The following is an 18746-nucleotide window of genomic DNA, read 5'->3' on the forward strand; positions in this document are numbered from 1 at the left end:
AGTATTCAAGAAAAGAGATTATCGCCAATTGGAAATGGTTAATCTCCAAAATTTCGATAATCTCTTTTTTTTAAATATAGTTGCAAAGATTTAGTTGAAACGTGCAAACGAAACACAGACACCTTCTGGAACAGGAATCTCTTTTTGAAGTAGTGTAAGGGCGCCATCTGTGCTAGAACGTTCAAAAAGAGTAGCGTTGTCAGTATTTTGATTGGTGACAACCACGAAGTTTTCTGTAGCATCTAGTGCAAAGTCACGCGGAAACTCACCTTCTGTTGATGTATAGCCGGAATGGCTGAGTGTGAAAGCAGAAGTAACCTCGAACACAGCAATTGTATTATGACCACGGTTGGAGACATAGACGAATTTTCCATCGGCTGAAATGCGTATCGCTGCGACTCCATTATCGGCCGGATTGAATGTATCAGGAATTGTTAAAAGTGTCTGAAGTAATTCAAATTTACCTGTTTCACTATTGTAGGATAATGTTGATATATGGCTGCTTAGTTCACCCACTAAATACGCGAATTTTCCATTTGGATGAAAAACGAGGTGACGTGGAGCAAAACCTGGAGCTGTTTCAAAGCCTGCTACTAGGGTCAATTGTCCATCGTTACTAATATCATAGGTATAGACCTTGTCAGACCCTAAATCACAGACAACTAAGCGTTTATCCGGAGTCAAATCAGTAAAATGCACTTTTGCTGTATCTTGTTCTGGTAATGGACCATGACCTGTCAGTTTGACTTCGTTAACAGTTGTTAATTTTCCAGTGGTATCAACTTTGTAGACTGTAATTGTACCTTTATGATAGTTTGCAGTAAAGACGAGATTACGGTTTGTATCTAATCCAATATAGCATGGGGGTGCACCAGCAGCTGTTTGTGTGTTCACCAGTTTTGGGATTTTTTTGCCAGAGAAACTCGCAATTCCCCCCAAGTCATTATCTTTTGCAACAGCGAAAACTATTCCGGCAGAATTGCTTTGCAAGTAAGTCGGATTATCTAGTTGAATAAATAATTCTGGAGTAGATATTCTTTTTTCATCTTCATCGAGAATTGCTTCATAGATACCCTTAGAAGCTTTTTTAGTGTAAGTACCAAATAGAATTTTTTGAGTCAATGTATGTCCTCCTTGATATACTTATTATAATTTATAAGTATATCATATCTTGTAAAAACGGTAACAATTACTTAGTAAAGTTTGACGACAATGTGATACAATAAGCAATAGAGTTGAATACTTAGTGGAGAAGGGGTCAGTTAGTATGTTAGAAGCAAAAGTTGTTGAAATTGGACCAGAAGCTATTTCGAAAGGCGATCCATTGATGATTCTTTTTGATGAAACAGCATCAGTTCAACTAAGACGTGTATCCGTAGTACAACACTTTGTAGATTCAAACAGTAAAAAAAGAGAGCTCAAGAATTTAAAAAAAATTAGTATTGATGGCCAAGTTTATGAAATAAAGCATATCGGAGAATTGGTTCAAAGTAATATGGAGATGATTGGTCACGCTACTTTATTCTTTAAAGCGGTACCTGAAGAGCCGCAGCATAGTGGAATTTATTTAGAACCATATACATTACCAAGTGTTGCAGTTGGAAGTGTCATTAAGTATTATTAAACAACGGTTGACAAATGTGCAGACTGATTAAAAATCACAAATAAGTGTTTTACTGTGAGTAATGTGAAGTTAAACAGTGAATTTTGACTTGTGAAACACGTTTATTCGTAATAAATAAGGGACCCGTCAAAAGTTGAATTTTGACCGGTTCCCTTTTTGCTGAGGTGCTATTTCAAAAGTAGTTATTAGATATTATCTCCATTAAAGATTGAGTTCTTCACGATAACATAATCAACTTTCCTTAATGAATTCAGTTCTCTTCCACCTGCATAAGAGATTGAGGATTGTAAATCTTCATGCATCTCACGCAGGGTATCAGCAATAGGCCCACGGTAAGGGACCAATACTTTTTTCCCTTCAACATTCTTGTATTGTCCTTTTTGGTATTGTGATGCTGAACCAAAATATGTCTTGAACTTTTCACCGTTTTGTTCAATAACTTCACCAGGACTTTCTTGATGCCCCGCGAATAAGGAACCAATCATACACATTGAAGCCCCAAAACGAATTGACTTTGCAATGTCACCATTATGACGAATTCCGCCATCGGCAATGATTGGTTTACTAGCAGCTTTTCCACAGAGACGGACAGCTGCTAGTTGCCAACCGCCAGTGCCAAAACCGGTTTTGAGTTTTGTAATGCAAACTTTACCAGGACCAATTCCAACTTTTGTTGCATCGGCACCAGCATTTTCAAGTTCACGAACACCCTCTGGAGTGCCAACATTGCCAGCTATTACGAAAGTTCCTGGCAGCTTTTTTTTAATATACTTAATCATTTCAATGACTGTGTCAGAATGACCATGAGCAACATCGATGGTGATGTATTCTGGAACAGGTCTAAGTGCGGTTAGTTCATCTATTAATTTGTATTCATTTGACTTTACGCCAACTGAGATTGATGCAAAGAGTCCTTTAGAATGCATCATTTGTACAAAGGCAACTCTTTCATTTTCCTCAAATCGGTGCATGATGTAAAAATAACCATTTTGAGCTAGCCAAATAGCAAGTGGTTCGTCAATTATTGTTTGCATATTTGCTGGGACTACAGGAATTTTAAAAGTCATTGGTCCAAATTTAACAGTAGTGTCAATTTCAGAGCGACTTTTAACGATACACTTGTTGGGCACTAATTGAATATCTTCGTAATCGAATACAGACATTTTTAAAACCTCTCATTCTTTATTGAACACATAATTCGGTGATTATGTTTATCAAAACGACAAACACATTGTAAGTTACAGCATTATGTGATAAAAGTCAAATTAATAACATGCAAAGTATGATAAATATTCGTGTTCTGCTTGAGCAAATGACTAAATTCTCGTTGCGGGTTATAATTGGTAAGATGAATTACATTGAGGAGAGTAAATGAAATGGCAAAAAAAGAGAAAATTAAGAAAACAAATGATGAAAGAATCCTTGATCAGCATCATGTACAATATCAGGAAGCTTCTTTCAATTGGTTAGAAAAAGGTGCAGACGCATTAAGTGAGGCTGAAGCTGCAGGAGTATCATCAAAAAGTATTCTGAAAACAATTGTTTTGCAGGGGAGTGATAGTCAAAATGATTATCTTGTGGTTTGTCTGCCATTGGAATTTGAAATTGAATTGAAGTTAATTGCCAATCAGTTGAACAAAAAGCAAGTGCATCTTGCAGACAATAAGAAGCTAATTAATATTACAGGATATGTTCATGGGGCTAATACACCAATTGGCATAAATATTCGCAAGGGTTTTCCAATTTATTTTGATGAACGTATCAAAGAATATGAAGAAATATCTGTTTCAGCCGGTAAGGTTGGCCGCTCAGTCCGGTTGAAGCAAAAAGATTTAATTGAACTTGTTGCAGGTAAATATCTGAGAGTCCAATAGTAGAGGAAGATATAATTGAAAAAAATCGAAAAAAAATTATCTTTTGTTGCACAGAATATAGATATGTTTGTGTGCCCAATTTGTAGGGCAAGTTTTACAGATACTCAATGTTATAGTGTAATCTGTGAAAATGGTCATAGCTTTGATTTTTCAAAGAAAGGGACTTTGTACTTCTTAACACATCAAATAACAAGTGACTATGACGATGATCGGATGTGGAATTCACGGGCAAAAATTCAAGCAGCTGGCTTTTTTGAACCGATTGCCGAAAGAATAACTTCGCTTATTGGTAGCAAAGAAAAGCAGCGCATTTTAGATGTCGGATGTGGTGAAGGATCAACACTTTCATATATTGAAAGAAAGCGGCAAAGTAGCAAGGACGTGATGATTGGTTTTGATATTTCGAAAAAAGCAATAAATTTAGCGGCAAGACGAGAAACTGACGTATTTTATTGTATAGCCGACCTAGCTCAGCTTCCCTTTAAAAAAGGTGCATTTGATATTATTATTGATATGTTTTCGCCTTCAGCATATAGCGAATTCAATCGTGTACTTGCTCATGGCGGTTCATTAATTAAAATTATCCCAAATAGTAATTATTTAATTGAATTGAGACACCTGCTTTACGACCAAGATAATAAGAATTATTCCTATAATAATCAGGATGTATTGGAATTATTTCGGGAAAAATATCCTACTGTAAGGATTGAGCAACTCAAATATACTTTCGAATTAACACCCGCCCTATTCGAATACCTTGTGTACATGACCCCGCTTCATTGGGGGGCTGATTCTGAGAGGTTGAACCAGGTTTTGAGTAACGGATTGAGTCAGATAACTATTGATGTTTCAGTTTTATTTATTAAAAGCTAATAAAAATTAATTTTTTTGTAAGAAAACCTTGAAAACTTAATAAGGGCATGGTAATATAATTGCAAGAAATCGGTTTTTAGTGATTATCGATTTTATCGTTAGTCATTACATAATTGTACTTCATTTAACGTAGCTGTTCGCCGTGCCCACACCGAATAGTTACGCTTTTTTTGTTGTAAATTTTTTGAATGGAGAGCTGTCTAATGACAAATCATATTGTTTTATTTGAACCATTGATGCCAGCAAATACAGGTAATATTGCCCGAACATGTGCAGGTACAAATACGGAACTACATCTAATTGAACCCCTTGGGTTTTCAACTGACGATAAATATCTTAAAAGAGCAGGGCTTGACTACTGGGATAAAGTTAAGATCACTTATCACAAAAATCTACCAGCATTTATGGATTCATTAGGTGTGGATGATGAATTATATTTAGTTTCAAAATTTGCAACTAAGTCATACGTACAAGCAGATTATTCTAGTACAAGTAAGAATCACTACTTCTTGCTAGGAAAAGAAACGACTGGGCTGCCTGAACCATTTATGCGGGCAAATATGGAAAAATGTATTCGCATTCCGCAAAATGATAAAAATATTAGGGCCCTGAACTTGTCCAATAGTGCAGCAATCGTAATTTTTGAAGCTTTAAGACAGCAGAATTTTCCAGCACTAGAACAGACACATCTGTATGAGAATGATAAATTAAAGTAGGCTATATCTGACATTTGTTATGATAAAATTGAATCAGAGATATATCGAGGTGAAAAAGGTGGCACAGAGAAAAAGAAAGCCAAGTATCAAGGCCAAGAAAAAGGAGTCTAATAGAATTTGTGGCGGATTTTTCATTTTTTTTGGTATATTTGGAATTTTTAAATTGGGATTTTTAGGGATATTGTGTCTGAATTTTTTTCGTATTTTTCTAGGAGATGTAGCAGTAATTGGATTAGCTGTGCTCGTAGTACTTGGAGCATATCTCTTGGTTGTTGGAGATGAACCCAAGTTAAGGAAAAATTGGATTCTAGGGTTAAGTGGCCTTATATTGTCCTTGCTGCTAGTCTTACATGCAATGTTGTTTGGCAAGCTAGATTTGCATTCTCATTTTATTAATATTACTTGGCAGTATCTTCAAAGTGATTTGGTGGCTGGTGATATCGGAACAAGTATCGGCGGTGGAATGCTAGGTGCATTTTTATATACCCCAGCTTATTTTTTGCTTTCCCAAGTAGGAACCTACATATTCAGTTCAATTTTTGCTGTATTTAGTTTGTGTATTTTTTTTGAAGTGTCATTTGCCAAGGTTTTACAGGTAATTGGGGTAGCGGTTAACTATTTTATAAAGGGCTGCGGTACTGTATTGAGAAAATTATTTAAAACTATAAAAAGTGGATATATCAAGATAAGGGAACACCATAGGGAATCGCATGAGCAAAAAATTATAAAGAAGCAAAAAAAACTTGCACAGCAAAAGCAAGTAATTGTTGAAGAAAATACTGAACACGAGCAGATAAAGGAACAGGAACATGTTTCTGAAACAGAGTTTGTTAAGACTAACAGCTGGAATACGGAAAGAAATGAAACGAAAGATAAGGCTGATGAGACAGCCAAAGACGAGGATAACGACAATAGAGAAGCGCTTATTACTGGGAATTCAATAAATCCTGACTATAAGTTGCCAGGTACAGAATTGTTACAGGAAGTGGCTGCAGAAGATCAAAGTGATGAATATAAAAAAATTGAGCATAATACGAAGGTTCTTAAAGAAACATTTAAAAGCTTTGGAGTTGATGTTGAAATAAAAAAGGCAATCCTAGGTCCCTCCGTTACTAAATATGAGTTGCACCCTGCAATTGGTGTGAAGGTAAGTAAAGTTGTTGGGTTAACAGATGATTTGGCATTGGCGCTGGCAGCTAAGGATATAAGAATTGAAGCACCAATTCCTGGCAAATCGTTGATAGGAATCGAGGTACCTAATCAGAAAGTCTCAACTGTCTCATTCAGAAGTATAGTTGAAGAACAAAAAAGGCAGCATTCCAAGTTACTTGAAGTTCCATTGGGACGTGATATTGCTGGCAATCTTGTTACTGCTGATTTGGGGAAAATGCCACACCTGCTAATTGCCGGTTCTACCGGTAGTGGTAAGTCAGTCGCAATCAATGGAATTATTACGAGCTTATTGATGAATTGCCCACCTCATTTAGTTAAGTTGATGCTGGTCGATCCAAAAAAAGTCGAGTTGGGTGTTTATAACGGAATTCCGCATTTACTGACTCCAGTGGTGACAAATCCCAAGAAAGCTGCGAAAGCTTTAAATAAGTTGGTTGAAGAAATGGAACGACGCTATGAGCTCTTTGCAAATACAGGTCAGAGAAATATTGCCGGATATAATGAGATGATCGAACGGCAAAATAAAGAGATGAAGACAGCTGAGCAGTTGTTACCCTATATCATAATTGTGGTTGATGAATTATCCGATTTGATGATGGTAGCTTCAAATGAAGTTGAAGATGCAATTATCAGATTAGCACAAATGGCGCGTGCCGCTGGGATTCACATGATTTTGGCAACTCAGCGACCCTCAGTGGATGTTATTACTGGGCTGATCAAAGCAAATGTTCCTTCAAGAATGGCATTTGCGGTCTCAAGTGGAACTGATTCACGAACAATTATTGATTCCAACGGAGCGGAAAAATTGCTTGGCCGAGGAGATATGCTATTCCTTCCAATGGGACTTAATAAGCCAATCAGGGTCCAAGGGGCGTTTATCTCGGACCAAGATGTTACAAATATAGTCGATTTTGTAAAAGAACAACAGTCTGCAGAGTATGACGAGTCGTTAATTGTTTCTGATGAAGAAACACAGCAAGACCAGGCTGATGATGCAGAGGATGAATTATTTGATGAGGTAGTTAAGGTGATTGCGAGAGAACAATCATGCAGTATTTCAATGCTGCAACGTAGATTTAGAATTGGCTATAACCGTGCTGCAAGAATTGTAGATGAGTTGGAAGCTCATGGGATGATAGGTCCATCTGAGGGCAGTAAACCGCGTAAAGTATTTGTACAAAAAGATAAGGATGTAACCACAGAGGAATAATAAGTTATTAGAAGGGAAATTCTGACTTATGGAACACGTTTACGCAAAATAAAGCGGGAGGTTGGGTCAAAATATAACTTTTGTCCCAACTCTTTCGGTATAGTGGATATCCCAAGTCAGATTGTTTTTTATATTTTTTTCACTTATTATTAGTTTTATGAATATTGAGGGAGGAATAATAAGTGCACATAAGCTTGAATTCAGGAGTTAGTCTGTCGTTAATTTCTACCAAACAATTTAAAACAACTAGAATAGCAGTGGATTTGATAGCTCCATTGAAGTCGGAAGCATTAACTAAACACTTGTTGCTGGCTAGTATTTTGGAAAATAGCAGTCAGAAATATCCTAGCCAGAAGATATTATCAGAAGAACTTGCACGTATGTATGGTGCAGGGTTTGGTGTTTCTACGGAGAGAAAGGGAAATATTCACGCGTTAAGCTTTAACTTGGAATGCGTCAATGAACGTTTCTTAGGTACTGCTGATCAATTACTAGAGCAGGGAATCGATTTTTTGAAAGAAATTATTTTTAAACCGCTGTTAGCAGGTAAACACTTTGATTCAAAAACTTTTAACCGACAACGGCAAGTGTTAGCTGATTATATTAGCTCAGCCAAGGATGACAGACAATTATTTGCCACACTTGAATTGAACAATATTTTTTTTAAGGATGACGGACAAGCATGTCCTTCATTTGGAGACATTGAAAGCCTGAATAAGATTACAAATGAAGAACTTTATAAGTATTATCTTGAGTGTATTAACAATGATCAAGTCGAGATAATTATTTCTGGAGATATTACAGTGGAGAAGGCAAAGACATTGGTTTCCAATTTCAATTTTTCTGATAGGCAGCCCAAAAAAGTTCCGTTATTTTATACGCAGCCACCACAAAAAAAAGTTAAAGAACGAATTCATCATCTTGAAATCAGTCAGGCTAAATTAAATCTCGGATACTCGTTACCTGTATATTTTCAAGAAAATAAGTATTATGCCGCTTTGGTTTTTAATGATTTATTCGGGGGTCAGCCGCTTTCAAAATTATTTGTTAATGTTCGTGAGAAAGCTAGTTTGGCATATTATGCAAGTAGCTCATATGACAGTTTTCGCGGATTTCTGGCAGTCAAAACAGGGATTGAAGCGCAAAATAAAAATCAGGTTTTACAGATTGTCAACCAACAACTAGAAGAATTAAAAAAGGGTCATGTTACAGGAAAAGAAATCGAGACTGCAAAGAGGTCTTTGATTAACAGCTATCTAAGTCAGTTGGATCATCAAGGTGTTTTGCTTAGTCGAGCATTGTTTAATGGCTTATTGAATAAAGAGCTCCAAGAAAATGAGTGGATTAAAAGAATAGAAAGTGTGACGGTTGCAGATATCGCCGAGATTGCTAAGATGGTACATTTAGAAGCAATTAGCTTTTTAGATGGAGAAGTAAAGAATGAAAATAATTGATTATCCTGACTTTGATGAAAAAGTATACCAAGAGGTATTAGCCAACGGATTAACAGTCAACATAGTCCCAAAAGTGGGATTTCATAAGACATATGCCAGCTTTACTGTAAATTATGGTTCAGTTGATTCTACATTTATATCTTTGAATGATAATAAGATTACAAACAGACCAGATGGAGTTGCTCATTTTTTGGAACATAAATTATTTGAGAAAGCTGACTATGATGCTTTTGAATTATTTGGACAGTTAGGTGCGGATTCAAATGCATTTACCTCTTATACAAAGACAAGTTATCTTTTTTCAACAGTTGAAAATGTTAGAAAATGTATTGAAACACTGCTTGATTTTGTACAGTCTCCCTATTTTACGAATGATTCGGTCGAGAAAGAAAAGGGGATAATTGCCCAAGAAATCATGATGTATGATGATGACTATAACTGGCGATTATACAGTGGAATAGTTGAGAATTTATATCCAAACAGTCCATTAAGTAAAGACATTGCAGGAACCGTGGAATCAATTAAAAATATCTCTACAAAAGACTTGTATGAGTGTTACCAGGCTTTTTATCAACCCAGTAACATGGACTTGTTTGTGGTAGGTGCGGTTGACCCAGATGAAGTGATCAGCTGGATCAAGGAGAATCAAAGTAAAAAAGAATTTCCTGTTGTTCCTCGAATAATACACAGTAAGTCAATGATAAATGAGAAATATGATATAATTCCTTACCGAATGCTTGAAGTTGATACAAGTCGGCCTAAAGTGGCAGTTGGAATTCGGGGGGATACTGAATTGCCTGCTGGTAAAAAGGGATTAAAATATAAAATTGCTTTAAATCTGGGAATGTACTTGTTAATGGGTGAATCAGCAGAAGCTTATAGTAACTTATATGATGAAGGCTTAATTGATGATAGCTTTGATTATGATATTTCAGTTGGTCGAGGATATCATTTTTGTGTTGTCAGTGGTGAAACTAGCAATGCAGAGGAACTTACCAAGAGAATTATTGATTTGTTAAAGACTGCAAATGAAATAATTAGCAAGCAGACAACAGAATTTATGTTAGCTAAGAAAGAATTTATCGGCAGACAAATCCAGTCAATGAATTCGCTTGAGGGAATTGCAAATCGATATGAAGGAAAGTTATTTGATGGCGCAATGAGTTTTGATGCGGTCAAGATTTTGGAAGAATTGAGATTAGTTGATGTAGTGCAAGCAATCAACGAATTCATTGAGCCTAACAGTGTGAGTGTGTACCAAGTCTTACCGAAAGAAGATGTTTGATTGATGAAGTGGGCACTTGTGGTAGGAGCATCCGGAGATATTGGTGAAAAAATTGCATGCGATTTGGCTGCAGCTGGATGGTCATTATATTTGCATGCAAACATTGGAATTGAAAAAGTAAACAAATTAATCGAAAAGTTAAGTTTAGAGTATCAAAAGCAAGATTTCTTGCGGGTTCAGGCAGACTTTAATAATTTGATGCAAGTTGAAGATATTGTTAAACAATTGTTTGCATTAGACGCATTGATTTTTGCACAAGGGACAACACACTATGGTTTGTTTAGCCAAAGCACATATGCGAATACGGCTGAAATTATACAGATGCAGGTTCTCAACCCATTAAGATTGATTCAGTTACTAGAAAATAAGCTTATAAAAAATAGCTATGGTAGAATTATTTTTCTGGGTTCAGTGTATGGTGGCTCAGGAAGTGCGATGGAAGTAGCATATAGTACTGCTAAAGGTGCATTATCAGCATTTGCAAGAGCTTATAGTAAAGAAGTAGCCTCACTTGGAATTACTGTCAATGTAATTGCACCAGGTGCGGTTGATACAAAAATGAATTCATTATTTTCTAATGACCAAAAAGCAGAAATTGATGAACAAATTCCAATGGGAAGATTTGCTGCTCCTGATGAAATCAGCTATTGGGTCAAAGCAGTTTTAGATGAGCATGCTAAGTATCTTACAGGACAGACAATTTATGTAACTGGTGGATGGCTGAAATAAGTAATTCTTAATTAATATATTTAACTGTCTATGATATACTTAATATAGATTAGATAAATTACGGATATAAGTCAATATTGGAGAGTTAAAAATGGTTGAAATTGGAAAAAGTTTACAAGCTGCAAGAATTGAAAAAGGATATACCTTAGATGATTTACAACAAATTACAAAGATTCAAAAGAGGTACTTGATTGCGATTGAAGATGAGCGATTTGATGCATTACCAGGAGATTTTTATGTCAAAGCGTTTATTAAACAATATGCGGAGTCCGTTGATGTAGATCCAACAGAGTTTCTAAGCACATTTGAGAACCAGAAAGCGACGAATGATAATGTAATTGAAGAACCTGCAAAAACTCGAAGTGAAGTTACTCGTGAGAGTATTCAGAAATCAAACAAGGTTAGTCATTTATTAGGCTATCTCCCGACTATCATTGTTGTTGCAGTAGTAGTTGTGATACTTGGTTCCATTTATTATGTTGCGTGGAGCAACCATCAAAAGGATGCACAGACACAACAGATAGAGAGCAGTTCAAAAGTTTCTGTTTCTTCTCAAAAAGACTCAAAGTCAAGTTCAACTTCTTCGAGCAAAAGTAAGAAGTCGTCTTCCAAGAGTTCTAAGAAAAGTTCCCAAAAGAGCTCTAAAAAAAGTTCTAAAAAATCAAGCAGTTCGAAAGCCAAAAAAGAAAAAATCAGCTTAGCTTCAAGCAGTGGTTCAAAATTTGTCTATACAATGACTAATCCTGCAAGCACGAGTACTGTTAAGATTTCAATCAATGGCAGTAAAGCTTGGAGTGCAGTGTCTGCAAATGGAACACAACAATGGCAAGGAACTCTAAGCAGTGGAGCAAGTCATGAGGTTAGCTTACCAAGTGGGACAACGGCAATTACTATTAACTTGGGGAATTCTGGAGCTACAACGTTGACGATTGATGGTAAGAAGTTCAATTATAAGAAGGACAACAGTTCTTTGACAGTTAGAACGATTACAATTAATTTAGAAGACTAGCATAAAAAAAGGATTGAGGGGCTTATTTTCGAATGAATTTACCAAACAAACTGACAGTTGCACGTATTATTTTAATTCCAATTTTTATGTTAATTTTGCTATTACCATTTGACTGGGGGACAATTGCATTTGGTGGAACAGTGATTCCTACTACACAGATTTTAGGGGCAATCATTTTTGCTGTTGCTTCAATTACAGATTTTGCTGACGGACAAATTGCTCGGAAACAGCACTTAGTAACAAATTTTGGCAAATTTGCTGATCCGTTAGCTGATAAAATGCTTGTGATGACAGCTTTCATTATCCTTGTTTCAATTGGGAAGGTTCCAGCATGGGTGGCAGCAATAATTGTTTGTCGTGAACTCGCAGTTACTGGTTTGCGTTTGATTGTTGTTGAGAATGATGGCAAGGTAATTGCGGCTGCAATGCCTGGAAAAATTAAAACGATGACCCAAATGTTATCGATTATTTTTCTATTTTTAAATAATGTATTTTTTGCAGCTGTAAATATTCCAATAGGTGAAATTTTGTTATATATTTGTTTATTTTTTACTGTGTATTCAGGGATTGAATATTTTGTAAATAGCAAAGAAATATTTGCTGATTCATTTGATAAATAATCGATAGCAACTAATCTTGTATCATTGAATATAAAGATTGGTTGTTATTTTTAAATTTTGCGTATATATAATTTAGTGGGAGGCATTTGGTAATGCATGCAGAAATAATTGCAGTGGGTACAGAAATTCTTTTAGGACAGATTGTTAATACTAATGCTACTTTTGTTGCAAAAAGATTGGCAGATATGGGAATTGATGTTTATTTTGAATCTGTAGTTGGAGATAACGAAGAGCGTCTTTTGAGTGAGATTAAGCGTGCAGAGTCTAGAAGTAACCTTATAATTTTAATAGGGGGACTTGGACCAACAAAGGATGACTTAACAAAACAAACGGTTGCAAAATTTTTAGAAAAAAAACTTATTGAGGATAAACCGGCAATGGCTAAAATTATCCGTTATTATACTGAAACAGGTAAAGTAATGACTGAAAACAACAAAATTCAGGCACTCTACATTCAAGATTCTATTGCTTTGAAGAACGAGACCGGATTTGCAGTAGGGAATTATTTTAAGAATTCAAATGGGACAGACTTTTTACTATTGCCAGGCCCACCTAGTGAAATGAAGCCAATGTTTGTGCACCAAGCACAGCCACAATTACAGGAAACCTATTTTAATGATCACAGATTGTTCTCAAGAGTATTGCGATTTTTCGGAATAGGTGAATCAATGTTGGTTACCAAGTTAGCTGATTTGATAGACGGACAGTCGAATCCGACAATTGCTCCCTATGCGAAAACCAGTGAAGTTACTTTGAGATTGACAGCAAGTAGCAAAACAGAAGACGATGCTATAAAAATGTTAGATAAGTTAGAGAATAAAATAAACAAACGTGTTGGTGAATTTATGTATGGGTACGGCGATGATAATAGTTTGGTTGCAGTTGTAGTTGAACAATTGAAAAAGAAAAAATTTACGATTTCAGCTGCAGAAAGCCTTACTGCAGGAAAGTTTCAATCGACGCTAGGGAGTATTCCTGGTGTTTCTACTACTTTTTATGGTGGGGTAGTCACTTATTCAAACCAAGCTAAAGAACAGTTGCTGGGTGTATCTCATGAGACATTAGAGAATGCAGGAGCTGTTAGTGAACAAACGGCAAAAGAAATGGCTGATTCTGTGAGGAAAAAACTTGGAACAGATGTTGGAATCTCCTTTACTGGAGTTGCGGGTCCTACAGAACTAGAAGGGCAACCAGTTGGAACAGTCTGGATAGGGTTGGCGATAAAAGGTCGCAAAACAGCTGCAAAATTATATCATTTCTCAAGTACTCGGTATTTTATAAGAGAGCGAGCTACATTGTCTGGGTTGGATTATATTAGAAGGTCTCTTTAACACCGAACTTTTGTTCGCTTTTCCTTGCTTTTTTTAAAATTAATCTGTATTATTAAGACTGTAAAGAATTGTTATACGGTATTATTAGGAGGAGTAAATTTGGCTGATGAACGACAAGCAGCTCTTGATGCTGCATTGAAAAAAATAGAAAAAAACTTTGGTAAAGGTTCAATTATGCGTATGGGCGAGAAGGCTGATACACAAATTTCAACAGTTTCAAGTGGTTCGCTTGCGCTTGATGAAGCACTTGGCGTCGGCGGGTATCCTCGTGGGAGAATTGTTGAGGTGTATGGACCTGAAAGTTCAGGTAAGACAACTGTTGCATTGCATGCTGTTGCTGAGGTGCAAAGTAATGGTGGCGTTGCGGCATATATTGATGCTGAAAATGCATTGGATCCAGCTTATGCAACAAAGTTAGGCGTGAATATTGATGAACTACTTCTTTCTCAACCAGATACTGGTGAACAAGGATTAGAGATTGCGGATGCGCTTGTTTCTTCTGGTGCAATTGATATTGTTGTTGTTGACTCCGTTGCAGCTTTGGTTCCGCGTGCTGAGATTGAGGGCGAAATGGGAGATGCACATGTTGGTTTGCAAGCGAGATTAATGTCACAAGCTTTACGTAAATTATCAGGTACTATTAATAAAACAAAAACGATTGCAATCTTTATCAATCAAATTCGTGAGAAAGTCGGAGTTATGTTTGGTAATCCTGAAATTACACCAGGGGGTCGTGCCCTCAAATTTTATTCAACCGTACGTTTAGAGGTTAGAAGAGCTGAGCAAATTAAAGATGGAACAGATATTATAGGTAACCGAACAAAGATAAAAGTTGTAAAGAACAAGGTTGCACCCCCATTTAAGCGTGCAGAAGTTGATATTATGTACGGTGAGGGAATTTCAAAGACTGGTGAGCTTGTTGATATGGCTGTTGAAAAGGACATTGTTAAGAAAAGCGGTTCTTGGTACTCTTATGGCGAAGATCGAATTGGTCAGGGGCGAGAGAATGCTAAACAATATTTGGCAGATAACCCGAAAGTCATGCATGAAGTTATGCTGAAAGTACGGCAGGCATACGGAATTGCAGATGAAAGTGAGACTGCTGAAATTTCAACAGACTTACCATTGGATGAACTAGATAATAAATAGTTTGGAAAAAAATCTAGCATATTATTCATTTTTAAGTGAATAATATGCTAGATTTCTTTTTTTTGCGTAGTTATATGCAAAGTAGCAATTAGTATATTAAATAAATATATATTCTTATTTAATATACTGGAATATAATTTATGCAGGGGGCATAATATAGTATGGAAAATCAGGGGATTATGCAGCAGAATAATTTAAGCTTAATACTTTGCGAATTAAAGAAAAAAGAATTATTTCCTTTATTTGAAGAAGCAAGAGTACATTCAATTGCACGAAGATCTGTTGTATTGCGGTATAAGCGCGGCGAGAGGTTGATGTTTAGCAGCAATAAAAAGCAAAGAGTCTTTTTTTTGACACAGGGAATAATTAACATAAATGTATATAGTTGCAATGGAGAGGCTGTTGGATCATTCTTTTTGGGGAAGAATGAGTTTTTACCATTTTCGATGATTTTGAAAAATACTTTAAAAAATTTTAATATGGTAGCCTGTACGGATATAACAATTGTGGCAATGACGAAAAACACCTTTGAGGAATTGGTGCATAACAATAGTGCAATCGAACATTTTTTGGATAACAAAAAAAGTGATATTGTAGCCGATTTTTTAAAATGTAATATGATAAATTCTTATGTTCAACCCCAGATGAGAGTTATTTTGATGTTACAGCACATGAGTGAAAAATTTGGGGTGGTAGATGAGTCTTTTGAATATGTTGTTCCTAGATGGTTAACGCAGACTAAACTTGCTAGACTTGCTGGAACTACAAGGGAGACTGTTGGAAAAACCTATAGAATGTTGCGTAAGGAAAATTCATTAGCTGGAACAGTTGGAAAAGAGAGACTTACATATTCTTTTTCTAGCAAATATAAAGACTACTTATAATTTAGTATAAGATTCGAAGTGATACGTTTTTTTTGCTATAATGGAGCCAAAATGAATGTACGAGGTTGATCAGCATGAAAAAAGAAATTAGGCAAGCTAAGATTGAACAATTAATCACGCAAAATGATATTGGAACCCAAGAAGAATTGATGGATATTCTGGCTCAAGATGGTATCAAGGCTACACAAGCAACTATTTCGAGAGACATAAGAGAAATGAGAATTATTAAGGAACAAAATGGAAACGGCAGGATTCATTATACTATTTTTAAGGGAAGTTCACCTTCTGAAGAAGAAAAAATGTATGCTGCAATTTCTGAATCAGTGACGGATGTCACATTAGTACAAACAATGAACGTTGTGCATACGTTGCCTAGAAACGCAAATGTTTTATCTGCAATTATTGATGATCTCGGAAAAAAAGAGGTTGTTGGAACGATTGCTGGATATGATACTATTTTGGTTATTAGCAAGAACGAGGAGGATGCTAGGGGGATAAATGATTTATTCACTAAATATTTGAAAATAGGAAGCTCACAAAAATAAAGCAGTTTTTAAATGTTTTTAACTCTTTTGTCTTAAAAATGAGCATTATTTACAAGTATGATAAAATTATAAAATACTTGTAAAAGGATTGGATTAAAACAATGAAAAATGGTTCTTTTTTAGAAAGTTTGTTGAGTAAAATAAAATATTTCTTCAAAAAAATGAATGAATGGTTAAAGAAGAAAGCTCGTCGATACCAGTTAATTCGCTGGATAATCATAGTTTGCTTGACATTATTTTTGATAATGAGTATTTATTTGGTCTTTATTGCCAAGACTGCGAATGTTGGTAATTTGAAAGATGAGTTGCAACAAACAACAGAAATATATGATCATTCAGGGAATAAAGCTGGATATTTGTATTCTCAGAAGGGAACCTGGGAGGATATTGATAATATCTCATCGAATATTACTGATGCTGTTTTGTCAACTGAAGATCGTAATTTTTATCATGAGTATGGTTTTTCATTCAAGGGTATCGGGCGAGCATCATTATTATTATTAAAAAATAAGATATTAGGCAGAAATTATATTAGTGGTGGAGGCAGCACACTTACACAACAATTAGTAAAAAATGCGTTTCTATCACAAGAACAGACATTTTCTCGTAAAGCAAAAGAAATTTTTATTTCAATGCAGGTTGAGAATGAGTATAGCAAAAAAGAAATTTTAGAAATGTATTTAAATAGTGCGTATTTTGGAAATGGTGTCTGGGGCGTGCAGGATGCTGCAGAAAAGTACTTTGGTGTTTCAGCAAAAAATGTGACTGTAGCGCAAGCTGCCACTTTGGCAGGAATGCTCACTAATCCGACAAAGTATAATCCAATTGATAATTTAACAAATGCAACCGAACGGCGAAATGTTGTTCTTGGGTTAATGGTGGAAAATAATAAAATTACACAAACGCAAGCAAATCAATATCAGAAGCTCGCAATGACTGTTAGTGATAATTATCAATATGAATCTGGTTATAAGTATCCATACTACTTTGATGCAGTAATTAGTGAGGCAATTAGCAAGTATGGATTGAGTGAAACTGAAATCATGAATGGTGGATATAAAATCTATACTTCATTGAATCAGACGTATCAGACAAAAATGCAAAGTAGTTTTGCTAATTCAACTCTGTTTCCATATAATGCAAGTGATGGTACCAAGGCGCAGGGTTCTTCAATCGCACTTAATCCGAATACTGGAGGAGTATTGGCACTTGTTGGCGGTAGAGAGGGAACCCATGTTTTTCGTGGATATAACAGGGCAACACAGCTAATTCGTTCACCGGGTTCTACAATCAAGCCGATTGCGGTATATACAACGGCATTGGAATCGGGGTACCATTATGATTCGATATTAAAAGACAAACTACGATCTTATGGAACTAATAAATATACTCCGCATAATATTGATAATGATTATGCAGGTAATATTATGATGTATAAGGCTCTTGCGGAAAGTAGAAATGCTGCAACAGTTTGGCTGTTAAACAAGATAGGTGTTCAGAACGGATATAAAATGGTAAAAAAATTTGGTTTGGATGTTTCCAAAAGTGATGATAATTTAAGTCTAGCATTGGGTGGACTAACCAAAGGTGTGTCTCCATATCAGATGGCTGAAGCGTACACAACATTTGCCAATGGTGGTGTAAAGACTTCACCATATTTAATTACCAAGATAGTTGATGCCTCCGGTAAAACAATAGCAAAAAACAAAATGTCTTCAAAGCGGGTAATCAGTAAGAAGACGTCAAATGAAATGACAAGTATGTTGATTGATGTATTTAATGATGGAACTGGGGTAAATGCCAAACCTGATGGATACACAATTGCCGGTAAAACTGGAACTACGAAGGCAGATTCTGGAACAGCTACTAGTGATAAGGATCATTGGTATATTGGATATACCCCAGATGTTGTTGTCGCAACATGGGTTGGGTTTGATTCATCAAAGTACAGTCTTGATAATGAAGGTACTCGTGGTGGATCTGCGTTATTTAAGAACGAGATGGAAAATATTTTACCATACACCGCCAAAACGTCATTTACAGTCAAGAGTGCGGCGGTTAGACTCGCAAATTCAAAGAGTAGCAGCTCTAGTTCTGCAAATAGCATCTGGAATGGTTTGAAAGATGCGGGAAATAGTGTTTCGAAATCAGCTAGCAGTCTAAAAGAAAAAGCTAGCGGACTATTTAGTGAGGGAAAAGAAAAAATTCAACAATGGTTTGGAAATTAACTTATTAAAATATGGAGTTCTTATGAACTAAAATGGTACAAT

17 protein-coding genes are annotated in these 18746 nt (G+C 35.9%); 15 read left to right on the forward strand and 2 right to left on the reverse strand.

What is annotated here, in order from left to right; genetic code table 11:
• Positions 1-90: 90 nt before the first annotated feature.
• Positions 91-1122, reverse strand: coding sequence for a lactonase family protein (locus tag FFX44_RS03685; protein WP_289977997.1), 1032 nt, complete (start codon positions 1120-1122; stop codon positions 91-93).
• A gap of 145 nt (positions 1123-1267) precedes the next feature.
• Between FFX44_RS03685 and FFX44_RS03690 the strand changes: the two genes are divergently transcribed.
• Complete coding sequence (locus tag FFX44_RS03690) at positions 1268-1624, forward strand: PTS glucitol/sorbitol transporter subunit IIA (protein ID WP_289977999.1); 357 nt, start codon at positions 1268-1270, stop codon at positions 1622-1624.
• 185 nt (positions 1625-1809) lie between these two features.
• Here the strand turns inward: FFX44_RS03690 and FFX44_RS03695 are convergent, their stop codons facing one another.
• Positions 1810-2787, reverse strand: coding sequence for a GMP reductase (locus tag FFX44_RS03695; protein ID WP_289978000.1), 978 nt, complete (start codon positions 2785-2787; stop codon positions 1810-1812).
• Positions 2788-3000: 213 nt separating this feature from the next.
• Between FFX44_RS03695 and FFX44_RS03700 the strand changes: the two genes are divergently transcribed.
• The 14 genes from FFX44_RS03700 (at position 3001) to FFX44_RS03765 (ending at position 18704) form a co-directional block, all read left to right on the forward strand.
• Positions 3001-3498, forward strand: a complete 498-nt coding sequence (locus FFX44_RS03700) for a YbaK/EbsC family protein (RefSeq protein ID WP_289978003.1) — start codon at positions 3001-3003, stop codon at positions 3496-3498.
• 15 nt (positions 3499-3513) lie between these two features.
• The gene (locus FFX44_RS03705; RefSeq protein ID WP_289978004.1) at positions 3514-4371 is read left to right on the forward strand and encodes a methyltransferase domain-containing protein; all 858 of its coding nucleotides are present in this window, start codon (positions 3514-3516) and stop codon (positions 4369-4371) included.
• A 203-nt stretch (positions 4372-4574) separates the two neighbouring features.
• A complete protein-coding gene (locus FFX44_RS03710) occupies positions 4575-5087 on the forward strand; it encodes a tRNA (cytidine(34)-2'-O)-methyltransferase (protein WP_289978006.1) in 513 nt (170 codons plus the stop codon).
• Between the two features lie 19 nt (positions 5088-5106).
• Positions 5107-7470 (forward strand): DNA translocase FtsK, encoded by a 2364-nt coding sequence (locus tag FFX44_RS03715; RefSeq protein WP_289978010.1) that lies wholly within the window; start codon positions 5107-5109, stop codon positions 7468-7470.
• Between the two features lie 182 nt (positions 7471-7652).
• On the forward strand, positions 7653-8924 hold the full coding sequence (locus FFX44_RS03720) for a pitrilysin family protein (protein WP_289978014.1): 1272 nt from the start codon (positions 7653-7655) through the stop codon (positions 8922-8924).
• Positions 8911-10209 carry a pitrilysin family protein gene (locus FFX44_RS03725; protein ID WP_289978017.1) on the forward strand — a complete coding sequence of 433 codons (1299 nt, stop codon included), beginning with the start codon at positions 8911-8913 and terminating at the stop codon, positions 10207-10209. Before FFX44_RS03720 ends, FFX44_RS03725 begins: the two co-directional genes overlap by 14 nt.
• 3 nt (positions 10210-10212) lie before the next feature.
• Positions 10213-10938: an SDR family oxidoreductase gene (locus tag FFX44_RS03730; protein ID WP_289978018.1), complete on the forward strand. Its 726-nt coding sequence runs from the start codon at positions 10213-10215 to the stop codon at positions 10936-10938.
• A gap of 91 nt (positions 10939-11029) precedes the next feature.
• Positions 11030-11947 carry a helix-turn-helix domain-containing protein gene (locus FFX44_RS03735; protein WP_289978020.1) on the forward strand — a complete coding sequence of 306 codons (918 nt, stop codon included), beginning with the start codon at positions 11030-11032 and terminating at the stop codon, positions 11945-11947.
• 32 nt (positions 11948-11979) lie between these two features.
• A complete protein-coding gene (gene pgsA, locus FFX44_RS03740) occupies positions 11980-12567 on the forward strand; it encodes a CDP-diacylglycerol--glycerol-3-phosphate 3-phosphatidyltransferase (protein ID WP_289978022.1) in 588 nt (195 codons plus the stop codon).
• Between the two features lie 92 nt (positions 12568-12659).
• A complete protein-coding gene (locus FFX44_RS03745; RefSeq protein WP_289978023.1) occupies positions 12660-13898 on the forward strand; it encodes a competence/damage-inducible protein A in 1239 nt (412 codons plus the stop codon).
• A 99-nt stretch (positions 13899-13997) separates the two neighbouring features.
• On the forward strand, positions 13998-15047 hold the full coding sequence (gene recA, locus FFX44_RS03750; protein WP_289978025.1) for a recombinase RecA: 1050 nt from the start codon (positions 13998-14000) through the stop codon (positions 15045-15047).
• Between the two features lie 161 nt (positions 15048-15208).
• Complete coding sequence (locus FFX44_RS03755) at positions 15209-15931, forward strand: Crp/Fnr family transcriptional regulator (RefSeq protein ID WP_289978026.1); 723 nt, start codon at positions 15209-15211, stop codon at positions 15929-15931.
• A gap of 74 nt (positions 15932-16005) precedes the next feature.
• Positions 16006-16476: an arginine repressor gene (gene argR, locus FFX44_RS03760; protein ID WP_289978028.1), complete on the forward strand. Its 471-nt coding sequence runs from the start codon at positions 16006-16008 to the stop codon at positions 16474-16476.
• A gap of 101 nt (positions 16477-16577) precedes the next feature.
• Positions 16578-18704: a PBP1A family penicillin-binding protein gene (locus FFX44_RS03765; protein ID WP_289978030.1), complete on the forward strand. Its 2127-nt coding sequence runs from the start codon at positions 16578-16580 to the stop codon at positions 18702-18704.
• The last annotated feature ends 42 nt before the right edge of the window (positions 18705-18746 follow it).

This window comes from Lactobacillus sp. UCMA15818, assembly GCF_030400225.1.
Classification (GTDB): domain Bacteria; phylum Bacillota; class Bacilli; order Lactobacillales; family Lactobacillaceae; genus Liquorilactobacillus.